The sequence below is a fragment of the Nocardia higoensis NBRC 100133 genome (assembly GCF_000308595.1).
Lineage (GTDB): Bacteria > Actinomycetota > Actinomycetes > Mycobacteriales > Mycobacteriaceae > Nocardia > Nocardia higoensis.
The window spans coordinates 1-24,036 of record NZ_BAGA01000002.1 but is presented as its reverse complement, the minus strand read 5'-3'; the positions used below and the strand labels follow the sequence as shown (position 1 = coordinate 24,036).

Below are 24,036 nucleotides of genomic sequence, written 5' to 3'. Positions count from 1 at the left end.
GATCACCTTAGAGCTCAGGCGGCGAGCCCGCCATTCGGATCGGCGATTCCCTCCGATCGGCTCCGCCCCGCAGCGCGGACGTGCCGAAACGGCTTGCGCTGCTGTGACGCAAAGGCGCCCGTGGACGATTCGTCCACGGGCGCCTCGAGTTTCGCGCTGGTAGCTACCTCAACGCTGGGCCACCATGGTGGGGGTGATCGGCGCGGGCAGCGCGGTCTCGCCCTCCAGGTACTGGTCGACCGCCGAGGCCGCGGCACGGCCCTCGGCGATGGCCCACACGATCAGCGACTGGCCACGGCCCATGTCGCCGGCGACGAAGACGCCGGGCACATTGGTGGCCCAACTCTTGTCGCGCTGCACATTGCCACGCTGGTCGTAGCCGACGCCCAGATCCGTGAGCAGGCCGCCCTTCTCCGGGCCGACGAAGCCCATCGCCAGCAGCACCAGATCGGCCTCCAGCGTGAAGTCGGTGCCCTCGACCTTCTCGAAGCGGCCGTTGACCATCTTCACCTCGTGCGCCTCGAGGCCGGTGACATGGCCGTCCTTGCCGACGAAGCGCTCGGTGTTGACCGAGAACACCCGCTCGCCACCCTCCTCGTGCGCCGAGGACACCCGGTACATCAGCGGGTAGGTCGGCCACGGGGTCGAGGCGGCGCGCTCCTCCGGCGGACGCGGCATGATCTCGAACTGGTGGACCGAGGTCGCGCCGTGCCGGTGCGAGGTACCGAGGCAGTCCGCGCCGGTGTCGCCACCGCCGATGATGACGACCTTCTTGCCCTTGGCGTGGATGGGCGGCAGCCCTTCCTCGTCGGTGACCGGATCGCCGAGCTGCACCCGGTTGGACCAGGGCAGGAACTCCATCGCCTGATGGATGCCGTCCAGCTCACGACCGGGGATCGGCAGGTCGCGGGCCTGGGTGGCGCCGCCGGCCAGCACGATCGCGTCGAACTGCTCGCGCAGCTCGTCGGCGGTGATGTCCACGCCCACGTTGACGCCGGTGCGGAAGATGGTGCCCTCGGCCTCCATCTGCGCCAGACGGCGGTCGATGAAGCGCTTCTCCATCTTGAATTCCGGGATGCCGTAGCGCAGCAGGCCGCCGATGCGGTCGGCGCGCTCGAAGACCGTCACGGTGTGACCGGCGCGAGTCAGCTGCTGCGCGGCGGCCAGGCCGGCCGGGCCGGAACCGACGACGGCGACCTTCTTGCCGGTCAGGCGGGTCGGGTAGACCGGGGTCACCCAGCCCTCGTCGAAGGCGTTCTCGATGATCTCGACCTCGACCTGCTTGATCGTGACCGGATCCTGGTTGATACCGAGCACGCAGGAGGCCTCACACGGCGCCGGGCACAACCGCCCGGTGAACTCCGGGAAGTTGTTGGTCGCGTGCAGCCGGTCGATGCCTTCGCGCCAGCGGTTCTTGTACACCAGGTCGTTCCACTCGGGGATCAGATTCCCCAGCGGACAACCGTTGTGACAGAACGGGATACCGCAGTCCATGCAGCGGCTGGCCTGGGTCTGCAGGGTCTCGTGCGAGAACTTGTCCTCGTAGACCTCTTTCCAGTCCAGCAGCCGGAGCGGAACCGGGCGCCGGGCGGGCAACTCCCGCTTGGTGTGCTTCAGAAATCCTTGCGGGTCAGCCACGTGCGGCCTCCGTCTCCTCGCCTCTCAACAGCTCGCCCGCGTCCAGGACGCGTCGTACGTCAGCCACGTGCGGCCTCCATGATCGCCTCGTCGACATCCTTGCCGGCCTTCTCGGCCTCGGAGATGGCGAGCAGAACCTTCTTGTATTCGCGCGGCATGACCTTCACGAAGTGATTCACCTGCTGGGACCAGTCGCTGAGGATGCGATCGGCGACCGCGGAACCGGTCTTGTCGCGGTGCTCGGTGATGGTGTCGCGCAGCCAGGTGAAGTCGTCGCCGGACAGCTGCTCGAGCGCCTCGCGCTGTTCCGGGCTCACCTGGGCCACGAACGAGCCCTCGGGGTCGTAGACGAACGCCACGCCGCCGGACATGCCCGCGCCGAAGTTGCGTCCGGTCGCTCCGAGGATCACCACGCGGCCACCGGTCATGTACTCGCAGCCGTGGTCGCCCACGCCTTCGACGACCGCGGTGGCGCCGGAGTTACGGACCGCGAAGCGCTCACCGACGACGCCGTTGATGAACGCCTTGCCGCTGGTCGCGCCGAACAGGATCACGTTGCCCGCGATGATGTTGCCCTCGGCGACGAAGTCCTCGGGAGCGTTCGGCGCCGGGCGCACCACCAGGTGACCGCCCGAAAGGCCCTTGCCCACGTAGTCGTTCGCGTCGCCCTGCACCCGCAGCGTGATGCCCGCGGGGACGAAGGCGCCGAAGCTGTTGCCCGCCGATCCGGTGAAGGTGATGTCGATGGTGTCGTCGGGCAGGCCCGCGCCACCGTACAGCTTGGTCACCTCGTGGCCGAGCATGGTGCCGACCGTGCGGTTCACGTTGGTGATCTTGGTTTCGATCTTGACCGGCTTGCCGAGCTCGAGCGCATCGCGGGCCTGCTCGATCAGCTCCCGGTCCAGCGCCCGGTCCAGGCCGTGGTCCTGGGACTTGGTGCAGCGGCGGTCCTGGAACATGAACGCCGTCTCGATGTCGTCGAGGATCGGCGAGAGATCCAGCTTGCTGGCCTTCCAGTGCTCCTTGGCCTTGGTGGTGTCGAGCAGGTCGACCCGGCCGATGGCCTCGTCCAGCGTGCGGAAGCCCAACTGCGCCAGCAGCTCGCGCACCTCTTCGGCGATGAACTGGAAGAAGTTCACCACGAACTCCGGCTTGCCGGTGAAGCGCTCGCGCAGCACCGGGTTCTGGGTGGCGACGCCGACCGGGCAGGTGTCCAGGTGGCACACGCGCATCATGATGCAGCCCGAGACCACCAGCGGAGCGGTGGCGAAGCCGTACTCCTCGGCGCCGAGCAGCGCCGCGATCATCACGTCGCGGCCGGTCTTCATCTGGCCGTCGACCTGCACCACGATCCGGTCGCGCAGACCGTTGAGCAGCAGCGTCTGCTGGGTCTCGGCCAGGCCGAGCTCCCAGGGGCCGCCCGCGTGCTTGAGCGAGGTCAGCGGCGAGGCGCCGGTGCCGCCGTCGTGGCCGGAGATCAGCACCACGTCGGCGTGCGCCTTGGAGACGCCGGCGGCGACGGTGCCGACACCGGGCTCGGCGACGAGTTTCACGTGAATCCGAGCCTGCGGGTTCGCGTTCTTCAGGTCGTGGATCAGCTGCGCCAGATCCTCGATCGAGTAGATGTCGTGGTGCGGCGGCGGCGAGATCAGGCCGACGCCCGGCGTCGAGTGCCGTACCTCGGCGACCCACGGGTACACCTTGTGCGCGGGCAGCTGACCGCCCTCGCCCGGCTTGGCGCCCTGGGCCATCTTGATCTGGATGTCGGTGCAGTTGGTCAGGTAGTGCGCGGTCACGCCGAAGCGGCCGGAGGCCACCTGCTTGATCGCGCTGCGCCGCCAGTCGCCGTTGTCCTCGACCTCGAAGCGGGCCGGATGCTCGCCGCCCTCACCGGAGTTCGAGCGGCCGCCGATCCGGTTCATCGCGATCGCCAGCGTCTCGTGCGCCTCCGAGGAGATCGAGCCGTAGCTCATCGCGCCGGTGGAGAAGCGCTTGAGGATCTCGGAGGCGGGCTCGACCTCGTCGATCGAGATCGGCGCGCGCACGCCCTGCTTGAACTTGAACAGGCCGCGCAGCGAGGCCAGCCGCTCGGACTGGTCGTCGACCAGCTTGGTGTACTCCTTGAAGATCGAGTACTGACCCGAGCGGGTCGCGTGCTGCAGCTTGAACACCGTGTCCGGGTTGAACAGGTGGTACTCGCCCTCGCGACGCCACTGGTACTCGCCGCCGACCTCGAGCTCGCGGTGCGCGCGCTCGTTGCGGTTCTCCAGGAAGGCGACCCGGTGCCGGGCGGCGACATCGTCGGCGATCTCGTCGAGACCGATGCCGTCCAGCGGCGAGCGCAGGCCGGTGAAGTACTCGTCGACCAGGCTCTGCGACAGACCGATGACCTGGAACAGCTGTGCGCCGTTGTAGGAGGCCAGGGTGGAGATGCCCATCTTGGACATCACCTTCAGTACACCCTTGCCGGCGGCCTTGATGTAGTTCGCGACGGCCTTCTGGTAATCACTCGCGACGCTGCCGGTGCCCAGATCGAGCGCGCCGCGCTCGATCATGTCCTCGATGGTCTCGAAGGCCATGTAGGGGTTGATCGCGCCGGCGCCGAAGCCGACCAGCATGGCCATGTGGTGCACCTCGCGGGCGTCGCCGGCCTCAACGATCAGGCCGACCTTGGTGCGAGTGCGCTCGCGGACCAGGTGGTGGTGCACCGAGGAGGTCAGCAGCAGCGACGGGATCGGGGCCAGCTTCTCGTTCGACTCGCGGTCGGAGAGCACGATCAGCTTGGCGCCGCCCTCGATGGCGGCCGAGACCTGGGTGTTGATGGCCTGCAACGCCCTGCGCAGGCCCTTGCCGCCCTTCTTCACCGGGTACAGGCCGCGCACGACCACCGACCGCAGCTCGGGCTGCGAGCCGTCGTCGTTGATGTGGACCAGCTTGGACAGCTCGTCGTTGTCCAGGATCGGCTGTTCGATGGCGATCTGCTTGCACGAATCCGGACCGGGGTGCAGCAGGTCGGCCTCGGTGCCCAGATTGCGCTTGAGGCTGGTGACGACCTCTTCCCGGATCGCGTCCAGCGGCGGGTTGGTGACCTGCGCGAACAGCTGGGAGAAGTAGTCGAACAGCAGACGCGGACGCGCGGAGAGCACAGCGATCGGGGTGTCGGTGCCCATCGAGCCCAGCGCCTCGCCGCCGGTCTTGGCCATCGGCGAGATCAGCAGGCTCAGTTCCTCGTTGGTGTAGCCGAAGATCTGCTGCCGGATCAGCACCCGGTCGTGCGACATGTGCACGTGCGGGCGGTCGGGCAGGTCGGCCAGCCGGGTGACGCCCTCGTCCAGCCACTGCTGGTAGGGGTGCTCGGCGGCGAGCTGGGTCTTGATCTCGTTGTCGTCGACGATGCGACCCTGCGAGGTGTCGACCAGGAACATGCGGCCCGGCTGCAGGCGCGCCTTGCGGACCACCTTGGACGGATCGATGTCGAGCACGCCGACCTCGGAGGCCATCACGACCAGGCCGTCGTCGGTCACCCAGACGCGGCTGGGGCGCAGGCCGTTGCGGTCGAGCACGGCGCCGACGACGGTGCCGTCGGTGAAGCAGACCGAGGCCGGGCCGTCCCAGGGCTCCATCAGCATGGAGTGGTACTCGTAGAAGGCGCGCAGCTGCGGGTCCATGCTGTCGTGGCGTTCCCATGCCTCGGGAATCATCATCAGCACGGCGTGCGGCAGCGGGCGGCCGCCCAGGTGCAGCAGTTCGAGCACCTCGTCGAAGCGCGCGGTGTCGCTGGCCTTCGGGGTACAGACGGGGAAGATCTTGGACAGCCGGTTGTTGCCCGCGGAGTCGGTGCCGAACACGTCGCTGTTCAGCAGCGCCTCCCGCGCGCGCATCCAGTTCTCGTTGCCGGTGACGGTGTTGATCTCACCGTTGTGGGCGACACGGCGGAACGGATGGGCCAGCGGCCAGGACGGGAAGGTGTTGGTGGAGAACCGGGAGTGCACGATGCCCAGCGCCGACTCGACGCGGTCGTCCTGCAGATCCAGGTAGAACGCGCGCAGCTGCGGGGTGGTGAACATGCCCTTGTAGACGAAGGTCTGCCCGGACAGGCTCGGGAAGTACACGGTCTCGCGACCGGTCGCGCCCTCGCCCGCGCCCTGGCTGCCGAGTTCGTGCTCGATCCGCTTGCGGATGACGTAGGCACGCCGCTCCAGGTCCATGCCGGAGAGCTGCTCGGCCGAGTTCTTCGGCGAGGCGATGAAGATCTGCCGGAAGGTGGGCATGGCGTCGCGGGCGAGCGCTCCGAGGGAGCTCTCGTCGATCGGCACCTCGCGCCAGCCGAGAACCTCGAGGCCCTCTTCCTTGACGATCTTCTCCACGCCGTAGGACGCCCGGGCGGCCTCGCGCCGCGCCTGCGGAAGGAAGGCGATACCGGAGGCATAGGAGCCCTCGGGCGGCAGCTCGAAGCCGGCCACGGCGCGGAAGAAGCGGTCCGGAATCTGGATCAGGATGCCCGCGCCGTCACCGGAGTTCGGTTCGGCGCCCGCGGCACCGCGGTGTTCCAGGTTCAACAGGGCCGTGATGGCCTTGTCGACGATGTCGCGGCTACGACGGCCGTGCATGTCGACGACGAATGCGACACCGCAGGCGTCGTGTTCGTTCGCCGGGTCGTAGAGACCGATGGGTCCAGGTGACCTGTGGCCAGGAAGTTGCGTCATGCCTCTGCCTTCAAGAAAGTGGCCTTCGGAGAAAGACCTCGAGGAAAACGGTCTTTCGTTGAACGCCTCCGTCAAGACTGCGCCCGTACGATCCGGAAACCAGCCGCGCTGATGGTCTTCGGCGTGCAGTCACGTCTCCAGTTGTCCACCCGCTGGTTAATACAAGTGGGTGCTCGGCGGTAACGGAACGCTTACACGTTCCTTACCTCCGCGCGGGTGCTCGCCCACTACTGTGGGCACCGGCTTCGAGAGCCCGAGCAGGCGAGGTGCCGAGCGTTTTTGGCGTTCGGCGTAAGAGCAAACGATAAGTCAGGTCCGGAGCCCAACCAACTTAGGTCGTGCTAATAACCTGATCTAGCTGGGCTTCTTCAAGACGGTCCTCCACGTGTGCGCGTTGTCCAGTGTAAAGCAGTGCATCGGCCCCGATCGATCCCCCGGCACCGGGTGCCAGCAGTACCTCCGAACGGGTCCAGACAGGGGTGCGAACACCGCGGAAGCGGCCGTTACCTGCATCGAAGATGATTTCCCCGCCTCCTTCGGCGGCAAACCAAGCGCGCTGCGGCTAACTCCCCGGCCCTCCGGTGAGACATTTCCGACACCCGGTGCGACAGGCCGCTCACCTGATCCGACCGTCCGGGTTCTTTTTCTCGCCGCGCCTCGCAGCACACTTTCGGCTACCACGCCGCTACCGCACGGTTTCCCGCCCGCGGGGCCGCTTCTCGCCAACCCCGTTGTGCCCCAGAGGGAAATCTGACGACCGGTAGTTTTCGCGCGGCCGTACCACTTTCCGCGCACCCGCTCCCACCACGGCGAACAACCCGGCCGTCGAGGCGACGAGCGACGGCGCGAGGCCGCCCGTGTGAGCCTGCCCACATCAGCGCGTGCATGCTCGGTGTGTCGGGTCACGGCCTGCCAATCTGGCTCTCCGAATATCCGCCCGAATGTCCAGCGCGCCGCCCTCGCCGACCCGACGATTCCGGAGGAAGTGCCTCGATGTCCACCACCCGGATGTCCGCCACCGGGATGCTCGTCCGGATCGGCGGCGCGCAGCCGAGCGCTGTCGCCGAAGCGCACGAGCGCGCGGGCTACGCGCTCACCGGGGCGGCGGTCACGGTGTCCGCGCTGGTGGCCGGCGGCGTCGCCGCGGCGGCGTGTGCGCCGATGTGGCCGGTCGCCGTGGTGATCGCCGCGGCCGCGGGGGCGGTCGCGGTGGCCGCAGTGATCGCGCGGGCGGTGGCGTCCTCACCCGGCACGGCGCCGCGCCGGCTCTGGTTCCTCGGGCGGGTGCTGCTCGCCCTCGTCCTCGGCGTGTTCATCGGCGAGGCCGCCACCGTCGTGGCCACCGCGGCCGCCGTCGACCGCATCCTGGACGAGAAAGCCCATGCAGCAGCGGTTTCGGCGCCCGAGGTGCTCGCGGCCGAGACGGCGCTCGAGCGCGCCGAAACCGATCGGGCGGCGCTGCGGAGCACGATCACCGAGGGTGAGACGGAGGTGGAGCGGGCCCTCGTCACCGCGCGCTGCGAGTTCAACCCCACCGACCAGTGCCCGCCCACCAGGATCACCGGCGTCCCCGGTGACGGTCCGGAGCACCGGGCCGCGCGGGCCATGCTCGACGACGCGCGCGCTCGTCTCGCCGCCGCTCGCGACCGCGCGCCCGCACTCGAGCAGCGCGTCACCGAAGCCGAACAGGGTCTCGCCGCCGCGTATTCGGCGGCCGACCGGGCAGGCGATCGCGGACCGGGCGCACGGTGGGCGGCCATGCACGAGCACACCACTGCCTCGGCCGCGGCTCTGCCGACCCGTCTGGCCGCCCTGCTCGGTGGCGTCCTGATCGCCCTGCTGCCGCTGCTGGTCCGCCGCTGGCTCGGAGTGACCTCGCAGGACCGGCACGCCGCCGCCCGCGCGGCGATGGACGCCGCCGAGCGCGACGCCGAGACCGCCATCGCCGTGCAACGGGCCCGGATACGCGCCGCCGCCGAGGAACTGCGCGCCGATAGGGCCATCGAGGCCGGCCGGCTGACCACGGGCCTCCGCACCGCCACGCCGCTCCCGGAACTCGGCGCGGCCGAACCTCTCGCCCGCGCGGTCCGAGCGGGCGCCACAACCGCCTACCCGGCCGCGGGGCCCGAATCGCTCGCTGCCGGAAGCCGATCGGCCACAACGCACGGTTCGGCCACCTCACCCGGATCGGTCGCGGCGCCGGGTTCGGCCTCGGCACCCGGATCGGTCCCAGCGTCCGGTTCGGCTGCGGCGCCCGGATCGACTGCCGAGAGATCCGCAGGTTCGGGAATTCCGACCGGATCGCCCATCCGTGCGTCCGAGCGGGCCACCGGCGCGGACGCCCCGGTGGTCGAGACGTTCGGCGACGGCAGGCGCCACACCCGGGTCATCGCCGCGATCGGCGGTCTGGAGATCGGCATCACCGAGTTCGCCCGGCCGGGCGGTGCCGCGCCGGAGCACGGCGCGGCAGCGCTGCCCGGGCTCGGAAACCTTCCGTTCGCCGAATGGCTGGGGCCGCTGGTGCCTTCGTTCGTCCTCGGTGCCGTCGATTCCGCGACCCGTCCGCTGCGCACGGCGCGCCGGGCCATCGACGACGTCGAGGAACTGACCTTCACGCTGCGGCACAACCGCGTGATCACCGTGGCCGTCCGCGAGACCGTGCCCGGGGCCGGGGTCGGGTCCGGCCGGGCGGTCACCGCGACGGTGGTCGATGTGGAACCGGTACTCCCGGTCGAGCTGGTGGGCGCGGCGCCGGAGGCGGGCGAGTCGGCGGATTCGCACGCACGCTCCGCCGGAACACGTTTCCATTAGACTCCGACGCGTGCTGCCAGCCGTTGATCCGGCCGGCGTCACCGGGGCGGGAGAGGAACCGGCACCGGGGTCGCCCGGACCCGTCCCCGTTCGCCCGCTCACCTTCCGTGAACTGCTGGATCTGCCGTTCGCGCTGATCCAGACCGAACTCGCCACACTGGCGATACTCGGCGGCGGGACGGTCGTGGTGGCCGAACTCGTCGTCGCGCTGCTCACCGCGAGCGTCGCCGGGCTCAGCGACGGCTCCGACACGGCCATCGGCTGGACGGCGGTGCTGACCACGCTGACCTGCGCCTGGATGGTGCGCGCCGTCCTGCGCGGCACGGTCGTCCCGGTCGCGCTGGGTGCCGCCTTCGGGCATCGGATGCGACCGCGCGCCGCGCTGGAGGCCCTGGGCACGCACGCCGTCCCGGTGCTCACCGCGCACCTGGTGTTCACCCTCGTCGGCGTGGGGGTGCTCGCGCTGGGTGTCCTGCTGATCACCGTTCCGTTCCTCGTCGTCTGGCTCGGCTATCTGCGCGCGGGCCGGTTCCCGCTGCCCGCGGTGCTCTACGCCGAGGCGGTGCCCTATCGGGACGGCGTCGCCCGCACCAAGGTGCTCGCCTCGGGCTCGCAATGGCGGCTGACCGGACTGTGGCTCGTGCAGCGCACGCTGTTCGCGATATTGGCGGTGCCGCTGATCGGCCTGGCGATGTTCGTCTCCGATATCTCCGGCACCCACATGTGGCCGGTGATCGTGCTGCTCACCTCGATGTCGCTGATACTGGCCGCCTTCGCCGAGATCGTCGAATCCTGCTCGCGGGTGGCCCAATACATCGACGCGCGCTGCCGCCGGGAAGGCATGGACATCCGGGTGCCCGCCGCGCCGCGGGGAGGGCGGGCAGCATGACCGAGGACCACCGGCAGGCCCCCGAGCCACCCCTGCTCGGTGCCGCGGTCGAGCACCGCGCCGCCGCGGAGGAGGCCGCCGCCCGCCGCGACTTCGACCGCGCGCTGCGCGAGCGGTTCCGTGCCGCGCTGCGCGGGATGGAGCAGCGCGGCCTGCTCGAGACGCGGCGCTCGCGCACCGCCGACGAGACCGCCGCCGACGCCTCAACCGTGCTCGCGCCCGAGGTGTCCGCCGAGTTGGTTCCCGCCGCACGCAGTTTCGACGAGGTCGTCTACGGCGGCCGCGGCGCCACCGAGGACGAATACCGCAGGCTCGAATACGCCGACACGTTCTCCGCGGCGGCCCCGCCGCCGAAAGCCGAGCCGGTGCTGCGCGAGGTCGAGGAGGTCGCGCCGCGCGCACGCCGCCGGTTGCCCCGGCTGCCCGTGCTGCTGCGGAATCCGAAATTCTGGGCCGGGCTGGCCGGCGCCATCGTGCTGGGCCTGGTGCTTTACGCGGCGTTGCAGTCCTGTGCCGCGCCGACCGCGCCGCCCCCGCCGCAGGCGCCGCCGGACCTGCCGACACCACCCGAGGATCCCGAGCTGCCCCCGATCGAAGGCCTGGACTCGATCTTCGACCGGTTCCCCGCGCCGCTGGCCTTCGGCGGGTTGCAACTGCTGATCGCCTTCGCACTGTTGATCTGGTGGCGGGCCAGGCGGCGCGGCGCGCTGGTGCGCGAGCCGCGTCCGGTGGAGGTGGCGGCCAACGAACTGCTGGCCGGACAGGCCGCCCTGTACCGGCGCGCCGGCGACCACGACTACCTCGCCGCGAAACTGCGCGCGGCCACGCTGCGCCGGATCCGGCCCGGGCTCGGCGCCGCCGCCGGAGCGGACCAGGATGGGCTGGTGCGGGCGATCGCCGCCCGCACCGGGCTCGATCCCGGCCTGGTGTACGCCGCCCTGTACGCCCCGGTGCCCGACGCGTCCGCGCTGCGCGTGGTCGCCGCCCAGCTGGATCTGATCGAGACGGAGCTCCGATGACGACGGACATGACGAAATCCCCGGACACCCCCCGCGGGCCCCACACCGGTCGGCCCCACGCCGGCGGACCCCGCGCCGACCGCCGAACAGGCACATGCCGCGCTGGCCGCGCTGCGGGCCGAGATCGGCAAGGCCGTGGTCGGCAACGACAATGCCGTGCTGTTCATGGTGCTCGCCCTGCTTTGCCGGGGTCATGTGCTGCTCGAAGGCGTGCCGGGCGTGGCCAAGACACTGCTGGTGCGCGCGCTGGCCACCTCGCTGCATCTCGAGCACGCCCGCGTGCAGTTCACCCCCGACCTGATGCCGGGCGATGTCACCGGCTCGCAGATCTACGACCCGCACTCGGCCGAGTTCACCTTCCGCCAGGGTCCGGTGTTCACCAATCTGCTGCTGGCCGACGAGATCAACCGCACCCCGCCGAAAACCCAGTCCGCGCTGCTGGAATCGATGGAGGAGCGGCAGGTCTCGGTGGACGGTCAGCCGCGCGCGCTGCCCGATCCGTTCGTGGTGATCGCCACCCAGAACCCGATCGAGCAGGAGGGCACCTATCCGCTGCCGGAGGCGCAGCTGGACCGCTTCCTGTTCAAGGTCGACATCAGCCTGCCCGGCCGCGACGACGAGTTCCGCATCCTGCAGCGCCACGCCACCGGCTTCGACCCGCGCGACCTGGCCGCCGCCGGTCTGCGCCCGGTCGCCGGGCCCGCGCACATCGCGGCGGCGCGCGCGGCCGTCGGCGAGGTGGCGGTCGCCCCGGAGGTGCTGGCCTACATCGTGGATCTGTGCCGGGCGACCCGCAGCGCGCCCGCTGTGCAGCACGGCGCGTCCACCCGCGGCGCGACCGCGCTGATGGCCGCCGCCCGGGCCTTCGCCTGGTTGAACGGACGCGGTTTCACCACGCCCGACGACGTGAAGTTCGTGGCGACGCCGGTGCTGCGCCATCGCCTGCAGCTGCGGCCGGAGGCCGAGCTGGACGGCGTCACCACCGAGGCGCTGCTCGCCGGGTTGCTGCACTCGGTCCCGGTCCCGGTGTAGTCGTGGTCGTCAGCGGTCGACTGGTCGCGGTGGCGGCGCTGCTGGCGCTCGGCGTCGCGCTCGTGCTGCCCTCCTGGATCGGCGTCGTGGTGGCCTGCGCGGTGCTGGTGACGCTGGCCTGCGCGGACCTGGCCGCCGTCGCGCGCCCCGGCGACCTCACGCTGTCCCGGCCGGCGCTGACCACCGTGCGGCTCGGCCGGGCCGCCGAGGTGGAGTTGACCGTGATCAACACCGGCACGCGCACCGTGCGCGGGATGCTGTGGGACGACTGGCCCGACAGCGCGGGCGCCGCCCACCGGACCCGCCGCCTGGAACTGGCGCCGAACACCAAGACACGTCTGCGGACCACGCTGACGCCGCGGTATCGCGGCGACCGCGCCGCCGGACCGGTCACCGTCCGGCTGTTCGGCCCGCTCGGTCTGGCGGGCAGGCAGTTCCGCCGCCCGGTCGAGGCCAGGGTGCGCGCGCTGCCTGCTTTCCGCAGTGAGCATCTGCTGCGTTCGAAGGTCAAGCGGCTGCAGCATCTGGAGGGCCGCAATGTCGCCAACACCCGCGGCCAGGGCAGCGAATTCGACTCCTTCCGCGAATACGTCGCCGGTGACGACGTGCGCTCCATCGACTGGCGCGCCACCGCCCGCGCGACCGATGTGCTGGTGCGCACCTGGCGCCCGGAGCGCAACCGGCACGTGCTGATGGTGCTCGACACCGGCCGGGTCGGCGCAGGCCGCGTGGGCGCGGGTACTCGCCTCGACGTCGCCATCGAGGCCGCGCTGCTGCTCGGCGGGCTGGCCGCCGCGGCGGGCGACACCGTCGACCTGCTCGCCTACGACCGCACGGTGCGCACCGAGGTGCGCGGCGCGACCGGCAACCGGCTGCAGCCGCAACTCATGCATGCCATGGCGGGCGTCGTCCCGGCCATGACCGACACCGACAGCGCGGGCCTGGTCCGCGCCGTGCTGGAACGGGCCAGGCGACGTTGCCTGGTCGTGTTGTTCACCGGCCTGGACGCCGCTGTGGTGGAAGAGAACCTGCTGCCGGCGCTCCCGGTACTCGCCCACCGCCATCGCCTGCTGGTGGTGTCGGTGGTCGATCCGGAGATCGCCGCGGCCGCCGCCGCTCGCGACAGCCTCGACGAGCTCTACCTGGCCGCCGCCGCCGAATCCGCGCTCGCCGAGCGGGACCTGGTGCGGGAATCGTTGCGGCGCCGGGGTATCGCGGTGGTGTCGGCGGCGCCCGATCGGCTGCCGAGCGTGCTGGCCGACGAGTATCTCGAGCTCAAACAGTCCGGCTCGCTGTGAGACGCCCTGCCGCCGGCGGGCCGCGCCGTGCCGAATTCGGCTGCCGGACAGCGGGGGCGGGGACACCCCCCGGTAGTCCCGCGGCCGGACGAGGTGGGCGGCACGCGCGGTCCGAGCAGCACGCGCAGTCGAGGTGGCACGCGCGACTCGAGCGGCAGGTCCGGTCCGAGCGGCACGCGCGATTCGAGCCGCAGGTCCGGTCCGAGCGGCACGCGCGACTCGAGCTCGCCCGGCGGTCAGACCGTACGGAGCAGCCCCGGTCCGCCGGGCGTCAGTGCGCGCCGCTGGCGTTCGGCGAGTATCGCGCCGAGGATCTGCACCGGCGGGAACTGCTGCGGCCGGGCCACCGACAGCCGCGCGCAGACCGCGTCGGCCAACTGGTGGCCGATGCCGTCCTGCGCCTGCGGGGTGAGCGTCGGCAGCCGGGTGAGGTACTGGCGCACCGCGAGCCCGAGGTCCTCCGGGATGCCGGACAGGTCGAGGCGGGCGGCCCAGCCGGCCAGCCAGGGTGGGATGTGGGCCAGCGCGGGCGCGGGCAGCGGCGCGTCGGCATGCACGACCACGGTGCCGGCGAGCACGTCGCCGACCCGGCGAGCCGAAGGCGAGCACAGCGAGGTGAGCACCGCGATGGCGCCGAAGCCGCCGAAGATCCAGAAATCGACGATCGCGCCGGCCAGGCCGCGGGTCATCGCGTGCCGGAAGTCGATGGGCCCGCCGTCGGCGCGCAGGACCCGCAGGCCGAGTGCGGCCTTGCCGGGCGTGCGCCCGCGCATCAGAGTCTCGCAGGCGACCGGGTAACCGACCAGGACCGCGACCATCGTGACGATGCCGACGGCATCGCTCCAGGCCGAGTCCGCACCGCTGTCGATCAGGATGCCGACCGCCATGAAGAGCGTGGAGGCGCACGTCAGCTGAACCACCACATCGATGAGGAACGCGGCGGCCCTGGTGGGGATGCGGGCGATCGGAAGCTCGAGGGCGACCGCTTCGCCGGTGGTGAACTCAGCCATCTCGTCAGCATTCTTTCGACCGGCGGTAGCGGGAGGCAACCGACATGGACGTAGACGCTTACAGTTACGCACATCGGGCGTCCTGGTTTCGACTCGACCAGCTCGCGCGCAAGCGCAAGCTCACCGGGGCCGAGGCCGACGAACTGGTGGTGCTCTACCGGCGCACCTCCCAGCAGCTGGCGCGATTGCAGGCGCACAGCCCGGACCCGCAGCTGGTCGCCGGGCTCAGCGCGATCCTGACCAGGGCCCGGGTGCGCGTGGTGGGCACCAGGTCCGACACCTGGGCGCAGATCGGCCGGTTCTTCACCCTCACCTTCCCGGCGGCGGTCTACCGGGCCTGGCCGTGGTGGGCGGGGGTGGCGGCGGTGTTCCTCGCGGTCGCCGCGGGTCTGGGCAACTGGATCGCGGGCTCGGGCCGGGCCAGGGAGTTCTTCGGCATCCCGGACGACCACCAGGACCTGACCGCGCCGGGCGGCGCCTTCGAGACCTACTACACCGAGCATCCGAACGACGCCTTCGCCGCGCAGGTGTGGACGAACAACTCCTGGGTGTCCGCGGTCGCCCTGTTCACCGGCGTGCTGATCCTGCCCGCGGCGTACCTGCTGTTCATGAACGCGCTGAATCTGGGCATCAGCGCGGGCCTGATGGCCGACGCGGGCCGGTTGGACGCCTTCTTCGGGTTCATCCTCCCGCACGGCACGCTGGAGCTGACGGCGGTGTTCGTAGCGGGCGGCGCCGGGCTGCAACTGGGCTGGACCCTGATCGATCCCGGCAGGCTCGGCAGGCTGGAAGCGATGGCTCGGCAGGGCCGGGCGACCGCGGCGATCGCCCTCGGACTGGTGGTCGTGCTGTTCGTCTCCGGCCTGCTGGAGGGATTCGTGACCCCGAGCGGGCTGCCTGCGCCGATGCGGGTGGCCATCGGCTTCCTCGCCGAGGCCGGGTTCCTCGCGTACGTCTTCGTACTGGGCAGGCGCGCCGCGGGCCGTGACTCGGATCACGGGGAGATGAACGGACAGCCAACAGTGAGCACACCGGGCTTCTGAAGGGCCGGGAGAATAAACAGCAATCGCGTCCTGCGAATTAGCTTGCGAGAGCCCCCATTTGAGTTCCGCTGGCCGCAGCGAGTCCAGCTCAGCTGCGGCCAGCGTTGCCGTCGACTCTACACAATCGTTACCCCTACGCAACCCCTTCCGGCCGTTGTCAACCGGTTTGATCACGCTTCAGTTAACCCGCGGCCGTTGCCCTTCCGACCCCCCGGCAGCTAATCCTCAGCGGTCCCGTCGACGCCTGCCGCGCCGGCACCGAGCGCACGGTTGAATGATCATGCAGCTGCACCGACGCGACCCTTCCGTAGACCTCTCCATGGATTTTGCGACGATTTGCCGGAACCATTCCGAGAATTCGGTATGTCGCCGATTCAGCCACTCTGCCTGGGGTTTTGCTGGAACGGATGCGCTTGCTGAAAGTTTCAAGTGAGAAAAAATACTTGCAGTTTGTTTACGGGCCGATATCCCTGACTCACATACCGTTCGCCCGCTTCACGAGGCCATCACATCGATGAGCCCGGAAGGTAACCAGAAGGCCGCGCCCGCGCCGGCTCGCCCACCGCGACCAGCGCTCTCAGCACCGCGTGTGCAACCGGAAATTCAAACTGTGATCTTCACCTCACCGCCCCCTCGACCAGGGCTTTCGTCATCGCCACGCCCGTGTCCGGCCGGCCGGTATCCCGGCCGGCCGGACACGGAATCGCGGCGAGATGTTCAGGCCTCGGCCAGCCCGACCCTGGCGTGCACCAGGCGCAAGGGCCGCGGCGCGTACCAGGCGGCCCGGCCGAGCAGGCGCATGGTGACCGGAACCAGCACGCCGCGCACCAGCGTGGCGTCGATCAGGATGGCCAGACCCGCGCCGAGACCGAAGAACTGGATGAACCGCACGTCGCTGCTGACGAAGGCGAGGAAGCTGATCGAGATCAGCGCCGCCGCGGTGGTGACCAGCCTGCCGGTGCGCGCCACGCCCTCGACCACCGCGGTCTCGGTGTCCGCCCCGCCGTCGTGCAACTCCTTGATCCGGCTGATCACGAACACCTCGTAGTCCATCGAGAGACCGAAGGTGATGCAGAACAGCAGCAACAGCATCGACACGTCCAGCGGCGCCGGGGTGAACCCGAGCGGTCCCGACAGGAACCCTTCCTGGAAGACCAGCACCATCAGCCCCAGCGTCGCCGCGAGGCTCAGCGCGTTGGACGCCAGCGCCCGCAGCGGCTGGATCACGCTACCGGTGAACAGGAACAGCAGCACGAAGGTGGTCAGCACGATCCAGCCGACGGCTGCGGGCAGCCGGGAACCGATGGCGGACAAGCTGTCCCGGAGTTCGGCGGCCTGACCGCCGATCAGCACGGTGGCGCCGTCCGGTGTCGGCACGGCGCGCACCCGATCGACGAGTGCGCGCGCTTCGGCGGAATCCCGATCGAGATCGGTGCGCACGTCGAGACGCTGGGCGCCGGGCCGGGCGAAACGCAGATCCGCGGGCGAGCTCGCGACCAGCGTCCCGCCCACGAAAGTGCCTGCCGCCGAATCGACCTGGCCGACCTCGTCGACACGGGAGAGCGCGGCGGCGTACTCGGCAAGCGGCTGCGCGTCGAGCGCCGAGGGGATCACCACCGCCAGCGCACCCTGTTCGCCGCCGCTGAATTCCGTGCGCATCGCGTCGCCGACCTGACGCGCCTCGACGGAGGTGGGCAGAGCCCGATCGTCCGGCGTACCGAACCGCACCCCGAGCAGCGGCGCCGCGGCCAGCAGCAGGGCCAGCACCACCGGTACGCCGGTGAGCAGCGGCCTGCGCATCGCCGTGCGCGCCACGCCCGCCCAGAACGGCGCCGCGTCACCGCGCAGCCCGCGCACGCCGGGCACCCGCAGCGCGTCGGACCGATCACCGAGGACGGCGAGCAGGGCGGGCAGGGTGAACACCGCGGCGATCGCCGAGATCGCCACCACGCCGATGCCCGCGTAGGCGAAGGAGCGCAGGAAGTACTGCGGGAAGATCACCAGCGAGGACAACGCCGCCACCACGGTCGCGGCCGAGAACGCGATGGTGCGCCCCGAGGTCGACACCGCCAGGGCCACCGCGTCGTCGGTGCTCGCTCCGTCGGCCCGGCGTTCCCGGAAGCGGCTGACCATCAGCAGGCCGTAGTCCACGGCCAGGCCGAGCCCGAGCGCGGTGGTCAGATTGACCGCGTAGATCGACACGTCGGTGAGCGAACCCAGCACCGACAGTTCGGCGAAGGTACCCAGGATCGCGATGCCGCCGGTGAGCAGGACGAGCAGGGCCGCGACCACATTGCCGAAGGCCAGCACGAGCAGCGCCAGGATGATCGGCACCGCGATTCCCTCGGCCAGGCCGAGATCCTTGCCGATCTGCGCGCTGATGGCGTGGAAGGTGGGATCGAAGCCGCCGACCTGGACCGCGGCCACCGGTCCGTCGCCGCGATAGTCGGCGATGATCTGCTCGGCGTGCTCGGAGGCCTCCGGGTCCGGGTTGCCCGCCAGGATCACGGCGGCGGTGCCGTCGGTGGAGCGCATCGCGGGAGCGCCGGTCTGCCAGTAGGACACGATGTCGGTGAGCCGGGCGTCAGCGGCGAGTTCGCGGGTGAGTTCGCGGCCGAACTCGGCCACCTCGGGGCTGTCCACATCGCCGTTGCCCGCGCGGACCAGGAAGACGTAGTCGGTGCCTGCGCCGAAATGCTCGGTGAGCGCCTCGGCCGCGAGGCTCGACTCCGCGCCCGGATCGTCCTGACCGCCGGAGTCCATCTTCGAGAACGCGGTGACGCCGAGCGCCCCGCCCGCCACCAGCGCGAGCACGCTGGCCACGAGTATCCAGCGGGCCCGCCGGACGATGAATCTGCCCAGTTTGTCGAACATCTCACGGCCTTTCGATCGCGTATGTTTACGCATGACAACTTTGTGGGTGTTAACTTGCCACCACATGTGCACAGGTGTCAACATCGAAAGGGTGACGACTTCCGCGAAAGCACGCCCCTATCACCACGGGGACCTACGGAACGCCCTGGTCACGGCCGCCGCGGAGCTGGCCGAGAGCGGCGGTCCCGAGGCGGTCACGGTGCGCGCGGCGGCCCGGCGTGTCGGCGTCACGGCCACCGCCGCATACCGGCACTTCACCAATCACGAAGAGTTGCTCGACGCCGCGCAGGAGCAGGCCCAGCGGACCTTGTTCACGGCCATGGGCGAGACGCTCGCCGACCTGCCCGCCGACGCGGACGCGGTGGCCCGGCTCTCGGCGATCGGGCACGGCTACATCAACTTCGCCCAACGCGAGCCGGGGCTGTTCCGCACCGCCTTCTGCAACAGGGAGCCCGACCCGGCCGGCCCCGGCGAGTGGAACGCCCCCGCGTTCCGGCTGCTCTCGACGCTGCTCGACGAGCTGGTCGATATCGGCTTCACCGATCCGGCGCGGCGACCGGACGCCGAATACGCCGCCTGGGCAGCGGTGCACGGGATGGCCTCGCTCATCGTCGACGGGGCGGTCCGGCATCTCACACCGGAGGGGCGTGCGACCGCGATCGCGCGCACGCTGGAACTGGTCCGCTTCGGCCTCGCGACCGGACCGGATGCCGCCGAACTGCTGGCGCGCAACGAACTCACATGAGCGCGCCGCCGTCGACGCGGATCTCGGTGCCGGTCATATAGCGGCCGTCGTCGGAGGCGACCATCGCGACCACACCGGCGATGTCCTCCGGCGAGCCGAGCTTGCCGCCGTCGAGCCAGCCGACCTGACGGGCGTAGAGACTGAAATCGGCGCCGTCGGGCTGGTCCATGATCGATTTGGTGGTGATGCCGCTGGTGATGCCCGCGGGCACGATGTTCACCGCGCGCAGGCCGTCCTTGGCGTATTCCAGCGCGATGGCGTGGGTGAAGGCGTTCACGCCACCCTTGGACGCCGCATAGGCCGCCAGATAGGGCGCCGCGCTGAACGCCGAGGTCGACGAGAGATTCACCACTACGCCGCGCCCGGATTCGACGAGCGCGGGCAGTGCCGCCTTGGTCACCAGGAAGGTACCGGTGAGGTTGACGGTGATGACCTGGTTCCACACCTCCAACGGCATCTCGTGGGTACGCGCGGGCTTGAGGATGCCCGCGGCGTTGACCAGGACATCGAGGCCGCCGAGGAACTCCCCGGCCTCGGCGACGGCGGCGGCGACGGACTCCTGGGAGGTGATGTCGACGTGCGCGGTCCGCAGCCTGCGCGCGTCCTCGCCCGCCTTCCCCGCGGTGGCTTCCAGCCCGGCCGCATCGATGTCGGCGGCCACCAGCTGCGCCCCCTCCGCCAGCAGCCGCAGGGCGATGCCCTGTCCGATGCCGGAGCCCGCACCGGTGACCAGGACGCGACGACCGTCGTATCTACGCATGGGGAGAAAACTAGAACAGGTTCTCGTTCAGATCAACAGGTGCGGCTCGTCGGCGGACGAACGGATCGCGCCGGCCACGGCCGCGAGGTCGTAGTCGACCACCACCGGCGCGTGATCGCTGATCCGGCAGTCCGCGGCGGGCTCGCGATCGGTGCCCGCGCAGACCGAGGCGCGGGCGAGCGCAGGCGTGGCGAGGTGGTAGTCGATGCGCCAGCCGACGTCGTTCGCGAACGACTCACCGAGCCAGGACCACCACGAATACGGGCCGTCCACCTCCGGATGATGGGAACGCACCACGTCGACGAGGGTGCGCGGCGACAGGATCGAGTCGAACCACGCCCGCTCCTCGGGGAGATAGCCCTCGACCTGATTGCTGCGCCGCCAGTTGCGCACGTCGTGCCGGGTGTGCGCGATATTGAGATCACCCATCAACAGCAACTCCCGGCCCTGCGCGCGCGCCGTGCGCCGCGCGCGGGTGAGCTGACGGGCGAACGCCTCGAGGAACCGCATCTTGCGCTGGTAGCGCGCGCCGCCGTCCGGCGCCTCCCGCATCCGGCCGGGCTTCTGCAGATGAGCGGGCAACCCGCCTTTGGGGAGATACAGCGAGGCCACGGTGATCGGCGCGTCCGCGAGCTCGACCTCGAGGTAACGGCCCTGATCGGCGAACTCGCGCAACCCGCGCGCCAACGGGACGGCGTCGGTGTCCACCGGGTCGACGTTCTCGGCTCCCGGCTGCCGCACCAGCACCGTGCCGCTCCAGGTACGCACCGCCCGCGGCGGGTGGCGGGTCAGGATCGCGACGCCATTGCGTCCCGGCACGGTCCCCTGCTCGTAGATCAGATGGTGATCACCGAACACTCCGGCCGGAATCGCCGCCGCGGGCGCGCGGACCTCCTGCAACGCGACCACGTCGGGCGCGCGATCACGCAGCCACTTCTCGAATCCGCGCCGCTGGGCGGCACGGATTCCGTTGACGTTGAAGGTCGCGATGCGCACGATCGGCGATTCTAGATTCGATATGTCCGAGTTCGACGAGGCCGGTCGCGCGCACCGGCCCTCGCACAGCACCGGCCCCGGAACGCCAGTGAGGCCGGGAACTCGTGGAGTTCCCGGCCTCACTGCTCTGTGTGGGCGAAGGGGGACTTGAACCCCCACGTCCTTTCGGACACTGGCACCTGAAGCCAGCGCGTCTGCCATTCCGCCACTCGCCCGAGCGACTCGAAGACAGTAACACGCCGATCGGCGAGACATGAAATCGGCAGCTCAGCGAGGGTTGTACGGTCCTCTGAACGGCGCGGGAACCCTGTGGGGTTCCCGAGAGTTACCGATGTAGCGAATCGGCGGTGCCGGTTCGCGGATATCATGCAGTGGACGTGGCCGTTCGACGACACGCCCGGTGCGTGCGTCGTTGTTATAGAGCTGGGAATGTCCGAAGGAAGACGCTCACCGAAGGGAGGCCGGAATGGGCATCGTTTCACGGTTCGAGCGTCGCCTGCAGGGCGCTGTCGGTGACGTGTTCGCCCGGGTCTTCGGGGGCAGCGTCGTGCCCCAGGAAGTCGAGGCGGCGCTGCAGCGCGAAGCCGCCGACAACGTGCAGGACGTGGGTGGCGGTCACCTGTTGGCGCCCAACAGTTATGTGATCACCATCAACTCCGCCGACCACCAGCAACTGGACGCCGATCACGACCTCACCACCCGCGCGTTCGCCAAACATCTCCAGGACTACATCCGCGACCAAGGGTGGCAGACCTACGGCGAAGTACACGTAGCGTTCGAGGCATCACCTACGCTGCACACCGGACAGTTCAGGGCGAGCGGCCGCGTCGATCCGGACGTCGGTCGCCGGGGCTCCCCGGCCCCGAGCCCCGAACCCACGCCACAACGACCTGCACACCCGCACCCAGGAGCTGGCCCCATGACGCAGAACTCTGGCTACGACCCGAGCCGTGAGCCCGCGGAGTCCGATCCACGTAATCGCGGGTACGCTCCGCCGCCCGCGGGCCGTCCCGCCGCCGGCCCCAACGGCGCATACCCCGACGAGTACGGCCGCGGTGGCGCGCCGTACGGCGCGGGCGGCGACTACCGCGCACCGGAGTCCGGTCAGGGATACGGCGATTACCCGAACGGCTACGACTACCAGCAGGGCGGCGAGTACCAGCAGGGCGGCGCGCCCGGGTACGGCCAGCAGGGCGGGTACGGCAGGCCCGGCTACGGCGACCAGGGCTACGAACAGCCGGGCTACGGCGGCGACCAAGGCTATGCCCAGGGCGGCGGCGCGCAGGCCTACGCCGACCCCGGGTACGGCCAGCCGGGCGCGGGTCAGCAGGGCTATGGCGACCAGGGCGGCTACGGGCCGGGCGGCTACGGCGGTCAGCCGGGCGGCTACGGCGAACCCGGCTACGGCGACCAGGGCTATGCCGAGCCCGGCTACGGGCAGGCTCCGCAGGCCGGCTACGGCCAGTCCGGCTATGCCGATCCGGGCTACCGCGATCCCGGTTACGCCGAGCCCGGCTACGGCGCCGAGGAGCCGGCCGCCGGGTACGGCCAGAGCGCCCCGGCTCCGGCCGCGGGCGGGGGCTACCCGCAACAGCCGGGCTACGGCCAGCAGGCCGGTTACGCCGCGCCCGCCTACGGTGGCGCGCCGGCCGCGAGTTCCGGCTACTCGGCCACCCTCCAGCTCGACGACGGCAGCGGCCGCACGTACCAGCTGCGCGAGGGCTCCAACATCATCGGACGTGGTCAGGACGCGCATTTCCGGCTGCCCGACACCGGCGTCTCGCGCCGTCACATCGAGGTTCGCTGGGACGGCCAGACGGCCATGCTCTCCGACCTCGGCTCGACCAACGGCACTCTGGTCAACGGATCGCCGGTGCAGGATTGGCAACTCGCCGACGGCGACGTGATCCGGGCCGGACATTCGGAGATCCTGATCCGAATCGTGTGATCCCGTAAGCTCGCGGTCATCGAAAATCGGCCGACAGCCCTATGATGCTGCCTACGCGCGGCTCCGCACGGAGTCTCGCGGCTGGCAGTTGTGTGGGGGTCGGCCGATCCGCACCGATGGCACCGGAATACCCATGGTCGAAGCAGGAGGTGGAACGCCGTGCAGGGATTGATCCTGCAACTGACCCGCGCGGGGTTCCTGCTGCTGCTGTGGCTGTTCGTCTGGGCGGTGCTGCGGACTCTGCGCAGCGACATCTACGCGGCATCCGGCATTCGGATCCAGCCCAGGGCCGCCCGCGGTTCCGCGGTGCTGCCATCCTTGCGTCGAGGCCAGAAGGGCGCCAAATATCTTGTGGTGACTCAAGGTTCACTCGCCGGCACCCGCATCTCGCTCGGCACCCAGCCGGTGCTGATCGGGCGAGCGGACGACTCGACGCTGGTACTCACCGATGACTACGCCTCCACCAGGCACGCACGACTCTCGCCGCGGGGTGACGACTGGTACGTCGAGGATCTCGGCTCGACCAACGGCACCTATCTGGATCGCGCGAAAGTCACCACCGCCGTCCGTGTTCCGCTCGGTACTCCGGTCCGGGTCGGTAAGACAGTGATCGAGCTCCGACCGTGACACTTGTTCTCCGCTACGCAGCGCGCAGCGACCGCGGTCTCGTCCGAGGCAACAACGAGGATTCCGTCTACGCGGGAGCCCGGCTACTCGCCCTCGCCGACGGCATGGGCGGCCACGCGGCAGGCGAAGTCGCCTCGCAGCTGATGATCGCCGCGCTCGCCCACCTCGACGACGACGAACCCGGCGACGATCTGCTCGGCAAGCTCGACCGCGCGGTGCGCGAGGGCAATGCCGCCATCGCCGACCAGGTCGAGGAGGAGCCCGAACTCGACGGCATGGGCACCACGCTCACCGCCATCCTGTTCGCGGGCAAGAAACTCGGCCTCGCCCACATCGGTGATTCCCGCGCGTATCTACTGCGCGGCGACGAGCTGAACCAGATCACCAGGGACGACACCTTCGTGCAGTCGCTGGTCGACGAGGGCCGGATCACCGCCGAGCAGGCGCACACGCATCCGCAGCGATCGCTGATCATGCGGGCGCTCACCGGCAACGAGATCGAGCCGACGCTCATCATGCGCGAAGCCCGCGCCGGTGACCGCTATCTGCTGTGCTCGGACGGGCTGTCGGATGTGGTGAGCGACGAGACCATCGCCAACACCATGCGCGAGGGCACCACCGACGAATGCGCCGACCGGCT

16 protein-coding genes and 1 tRNA gene are annotated in these 24,036 nt (G+C 70.2%); 10 read left to right on the top strand and 7 right to left on the bottom strand.

Translation table 11 applies throughout. The features are described from left to right. Positions 1-168: 168 nt before the first annotated feature. Positions 169-1,638, bottom strand: a complete 1,470-nt coding sequence (locus ON26_RS00090; RefSeq protein WP_040793843.1) for a glutamate synthase subunit beta — start codon at positions 1,636-1,638, stop codon at positions 169-171. 59 nt (positions 1,639-1,697) lie between these two features. Continuing rightward, positions 1,698-6,344, bottom strand: a complete 4,647-nt coding sequence (gene gltB, locus ON26_RS00085; protein ID WP_040793842.1) for a glutamate synthase large subunit — start codon at positions 6,342-6,344, stop codon at positions 1,698-1,700. Positions 6,345-7,337: 993 nt separating this feature from the next. On the opposite strand from gltB, the gene ON26_RS34385 reads away from it, so the two are divergent. The 5 genes from ON26_RS34385 (at position 7,338) to ON26_RS00060 (ending at position 13,393) form a co-directional block, all read left to right on the top strand. Then, entirely contained in the window at positions 7,338-9,155 is a 1,818-nt protein-coding gene (locus ON26_RS34385) for a DUF4407 domain-containing protein (RefSeq protein ID WP_051026434.1), read from the top strand. Positions 9,156-9,165: 10 nt separating this feature from the next. Continuing rightward, positions 9,166-10,044, top strand: coding sequence for a hypothetical protein (locus ON26_RS00075; RefSeq protein ID WP_040793841.1), 879 nt, complete (start codon positions 9,166-9,168; stop codon positions 10,042-10,044). Next, positions 10,041-11,063 (top strand): DUF4129 domain-containing protein, encoded by a 1,023-nt coding sequence (locus tag ON26_RS00070; protein WP_040793840.1) that lies wholly within the window; start codon positions 10,041-10,043, stop codon positions 11,061-11,063. Before ON26_RS00075 ends, ON26_RS00070 begins: the two co-directional genes overlap by 4 nt. A 135-nt stretch (positions 11,064-11,198) precedes the next feature. After that, on the top strand, positions 11,199-12,095 hold the full coding sequence (locus ON26_RS00065; RefSeq protein ID WP_373280911.1) for an AAA family ATPase: 897 nt from the start codon (positions 11,199-11,201) through the stop codon (positions 12,093-12,095). Positions 12,096-12,097: 2 nt separating this feature from the next. Beyond that, entirely contained in the window at positions 12,098-13,393 is a 1,296-nt protein-coding gene (locus ON26_RS00060; protein ID WP_040793838.1) for a DUF58 domain-containing protein, read from the top strand. Between the two features lie 236 nt (positions 13,394-13,629). Here ON26_RS00060 and ON26_RS00055 read toward each other — a convergent pair whose 3' ends face one another. Continuing rightward, positions 13,630-14,403, bottom strand: coding sequence for an RDD family protein (locus tag ON26_RS00055; protein ID WP_040793837.1), 774 nt, complete (start codon positions 14,401-14,403; stop codon positions 13,630-13,632). Between the two features lie 44 nt (positions 14,404-14,447). Here ON26_RS00055 and ON26_RS00050 point away from each other — a divergent pair, with 44 nt between their 5' ends. Beyond that, positions 14,448-15,446, top strand: a complete 999-nt coding sequence (locus ON26_RS00050) for a stage II sporulation protein M (RefSeq protein WP_040793836.1) — start codon at positions 14,448-14,450, stop codon at positions 15,444-15,446. A gap of 717 nt (positions 15,447-16,163) precedes the next feature. Here ON26_RS00050 and ON26_RS00045 read toward each other — a convergent pair. Then, on the bottom strand, positions 16,164-18,320 hold the full coding sequence (locus tag ON26_RS00045; RefSeq protein ID WP_040793835.1) for an MMPL family transporter: 2,157 nt from the start codon (positions 18,318-18,320) through the stop codon (positions 16,164-16,166). A gap of 91 nt (positions 18,321-18,411) precedes the next feature. Here ON26_RS00045 and ON26_RS00040 point away from each other — a divergent pair, with 91 nt between their 5' ends. Continuing rightward, positions 18,412-19,065: a TetR/AcrR family transcriptional regulator gene (locus ON26_RS00040; protein ID WP_040793834.1), complete on the top strand. Its 654-nt coding sequence runs from the start codon at positions 18,412-18,414 to the stop codon at positions 19,063-19,065. Here ON26_RS00040 and ON26_RS00035 read toward each other — a convergent pair. From ON26_RS00035 to ON26_RS00025, 3 genes are all read right to left on the bottom strand, one after another. Then, positions 19,058-19,825: an SDR family NAD(P)-dependent oxidoreductase gene (locus ON26_RS00035; RefSeq protein WP_040793833.1), complete on the bottom strand. Its 768-nt coding sequence runs from the start codon at positions 19,823-19,825 to the stop codon at positions 19,058-19,060. The genes ON26_RS00040 and ON26_RS00035 overlap by 8 nt on opposite strands. A gap of 27 nt (positions 19,826-19,852) precedes the next feature. Further along, the gene (locus ON26_RS00030; protein ID WP_051026433.1) at positions 19,853-20,821 is read right to left on the bottom strand and encodes an exodeoxyribonuclease III; all 969 of its coding nucleotides are present in this window, start codon (positions 20,819-20,821) and stop codon (positions 19,853-19,855) included. 132 nt (positions 20,822-20,953) lie between these two features. Continuing rightward, positions 20,954-21,036 (bottom strand) — tRNA-Leu (locus ON26_RS00025). A gap of 251 nt (positions 21,037-21,287) precedes the next feature. On the opposite strand from ON26_RS00025, the gene ON26_RS00020 reads away from it, so the two are divergent. The 3 genes from ON26_RS00020 to ON26_RS00010 all read left to right on the top strand — a co-directional run. Then, positions 21,288-22,769: an FHA domain-containing protein gene (locus ON26_RS00020; RefSeq protein WP_040793832.1), complete on the top strand. Its 1,482-nt coding sequence runs from the start codon at positions 21,288-21,290 to the stop codon at positions 22,767-22,769. A 159-nt stretch (positions 22,770-22,928) separates the two neighbouring features. Continuing rightward, positions 22,929-23,396, top strand: a complete 468-nt coding sequence (locus ON26_RS00015) for an FHA domain-containing protein FhaB/FipA (RefSeq protein ID WP_040793831.1) — start codon at positions 22,929-22,931, stop codon at positions 23,394-23,396. Next, on the top strand, positions 23,393-24,036 hold a 644-nt coding region (locus tag ON26_RS00010; protein WP_040793830.1), incomplete at its 3' end, for a PP2C family protein-serine/threonine phosphatase. The genes ON26_RS00015 and ON26_RS00010, both read left to right, overlap by 4 nt.

What these genes read in the sequence shown, in the direction of transcription:
- gltB (WP_040793842.1), bottom strand. Translation starts at nt 6,344, where the DNA reads ATGACGCAACTTCCTGGCCACAGGTCACCTGGACCCATCGGTCTCTAC.
- ON26_RS34385 (WP_051026434.1), top strand. Translation starts at nt 7,338, where the DNA reads ATGTCCACCACCCGGATGTCCGCCACCGGGATGCTCGTCCGGATCGGC.
- ON26_RS00070 (WP_040793840.1), top strand. Translation starts at nt 10,041, where the DNA reads ATGACCGAGGACCACCGGCAGGCCCCCGAGCCACCCCTGCTCGGTGCC.
- ON26_RS00055 (WP_040793837.1), bottom strand. Translation starts at nt 14,403, where the DNA reads ATGGCTGAGTTCACCACCGGCGAAGCGGTCGCCCTCGAGCTTCCGATC.
- ON26_RS00050 (WP_040793836.1), top strand. Translation starts at nt 14,448, where the DNA reads ATGGACGTAGACGCTTACAGTTACGCACATCGGGCGTCCTGGTTTCGA.
- ON26_RS00045 (WP_040793835.1), bottom strand. Translation starts at nt 18,320, where the DNA reads ATGTTCGACAAACTGGGCAGATTCATCGTCCGGCGGGCCCGCTGGATA.
- ON26_RS00035 (WP_040793833.1), bottom strand. Translation starts at nt 19,825, where the DNA reads ATGCGTAGATACGACGGTCGTCGCGTCCTGGTCACCGGTGCGGGCTCC.
- ON26_RS00020 (WP_040793832.1), top strand. Translation starts at nt 21,288, where the DNA reads ATGGGCATCGTTTCACGGTTCGAGCGTCGCCTGCAGGGCGCTGTCGGT.